Source organism: Moorena sp. SIO3I6, from assembly GCF_010672095.1.
Window position 1 is genome coordinate 1 of record NZ_JAAHHU010000870.1, and the last position, 2044, is coordinate 2044.

Below are 2044 nucleotides of genomic sequence, written 5' to 3' on the forward strand. Positions count from 1 at the left end.
CTTGCATCTTATGTTATTTCCGGATAATCACCATTAATCAAAATCTCCTCATCTCCCCATCTCCCCATCTCCCCATCTCCCCATCTCACCATCTGCATGCTTAGTCCTACTTTTAAGAATTGGTATATAGCAGAGAAAGAGTTGGTTAGGACAAAAGTCGCAAAGCATTATCGATAGCATTCTGTAAACCATCAAATTGATCAAGAGTTTTTCTCAAATGGTGTTTGAGTCTTGCCCAAAATTTCTCAATTTTATTAAGATCAGGTGAATAAGGGGGCAAAAATACCAGTTCACATCCTGCCATTTCAATTAATTTTTTGATCTGAGCCGATTTGTGAAAACTCGCCTGATCCATAATCACTATTTGTCCAGGTAATAACTCGGGTACTAGGAAAAATTCTACCCACATCTTAATTAGTTCAGTGTTGCAGTATCCAGTAAAAGTTATCGGAGCAATTATTTGACGACAACATGAAGCAGCTACCAGGCTTATGCGTTCTGTTTTATGTCCCAATTTTAGATCGTAGTATCGTTGATATTTCTCACACCAACCGTAGGGATAATCTTCTGTATCATCGACTCCTGCTTCATCGACGTAAACGAATCTCTGGTAAGCATATTGACTGATATAGTTAAGAAACTCGGCTCGTTGTTCATCATTTCTTTCTCTGTACCCGTAAGTTTTTTTTTTCTCGTAAAACCAATGCGCTTTAAAGCTTTACCTATAGTAATACGACTAATTTTTTCTGGCCATTTTTCGGCCATCTGTTGTTGAGTTCTGCCACCATTTATGCACGCAAATTGGCGAAATTCCTCTAAGTTTTGAATTTTTGGGGCAGGTCCTCTACTATAGTTTCGCTTTGCTTTAAAGCTTCCCGTTTCAGCCCTGGCTTTTAGCCACAAGTCTAATGTATTTCGACTAATACCCAACATTCGGCAGATATGGCTTTTTTTCTCACCACGATCTACGGCGGCAATCGCCTTTTCTCTAAAATCATCGCTATAGGGTGATGGCATTTGTCCTCCTTACTAACGGGAGCAGGTCTTGGGTTGCAGAACAGATCAAGTATGTACCATATGAGCTTGCTTATACCCATGAGGGGACTAGAGATTTAGTACTAATGTTGCTGCATAAGTGACATCCTCCCCTTACTAACTTACGCGCCTCCTCTATTATGTCCTAACTATCCCTTTCTTTGCTATATTAGCTGCATGAGTAGTAAAGGAGGTGGGCTTGAGCGGTAAGCTAATTGTTTTCGAGGGAGTGGAAGGTGGTGGTAAAACTACCCAACTACAGCGATGCTCAAATTGGCTTCGAGCTGGTGGCTTACAAGACTGTCTAGGTAATGTTTGTTTGGGAAATCAAACCATGCCCGTTGTAGTCACAAGAGAACCAGGGGGAACATTATTAGGCGCTAAGGTTCGCCAACTGCTACTGGATAGAGATTCCTCACCCATTCACCCTCGGGCTGAACTTTTACTCTATGCTGCTGATCGGGCTGAACATGTTGAAGAGTTGATTAAGCCACAGTTGGTCAACGGAGCAATTATTTTATGCGATCGCTACACAGATTCGACAATTGCCTACCAGGGTTATGGGCGAGGTATTGACTTGAAATTGATTGAGCAGCTTAATCAAATTGCTACCGGTGGACTCGAAAGTGACCTCACCCTGTGGCTAGATATTGATGCGGAAATTGGTCTGGAACGGGCGCGACAGCGGGGAACCGTTGACCGCATGGAGCAAGCTGACTTAGCATTTCACCGACGAGTGCAGCAGGGATTTCAGCAGTTGTATCAACAAAATCCCCATCGGATTGTTCGGGTAGATGCTAGCTACAGTGAGGAGGAAGTCCATAATTCCATTCAGAAGATTTTGCGTGAACGGTTTAAATCATGGTTCCAGGAGCATTCGATTTTATCCTAGGGCAAGACCAAGCGATCGCATTATTGCACGGAGCAATTACAACCAACCGCATTGCCCCTGCCTACCTGTTTGCCGGTCCATCTGGGGTGGGGCGGAGTCTGGTAGCACGGGCTTTTA

The 2044-nt window shown here is 43.4% G+C and carries 2 protein-coding genes; one reads left to right on the forward strand and one right to left on the reverse strand.

Annotated elements, in window-relative coordinates; all coding sequences use genetic code 11:
* Positions 1–145: 145 nt before the first annotated feature.
* A protein-coding gene (locus F6K49_RS43785) for an IS630 family transposase (RefSeq protein ID WP_293059495.1) occupies positions 146–1017 on the reverse strand; the annotation gives its coding sequence in 2 pieces (ribosomal slippage) (positions 146–700 and positions 703–1017; 870 coding nt in all).
* Between the two features lie 217 nt (positions 1018–1234).
* Between F6K49_RS43785 and tmk the strand changes: the two genes are divergently transcribed.
* Entirely contained in the window at positions 1235–1927 is a 693-nt protein-coding gene (gene tmk, locus F6K49_RS43790) for a dTMP kinase (RefSeq protein WP_293108072.1), read from the forward strand.
* Positions 1928–2044: the final 117 nt, after the last annotated feature.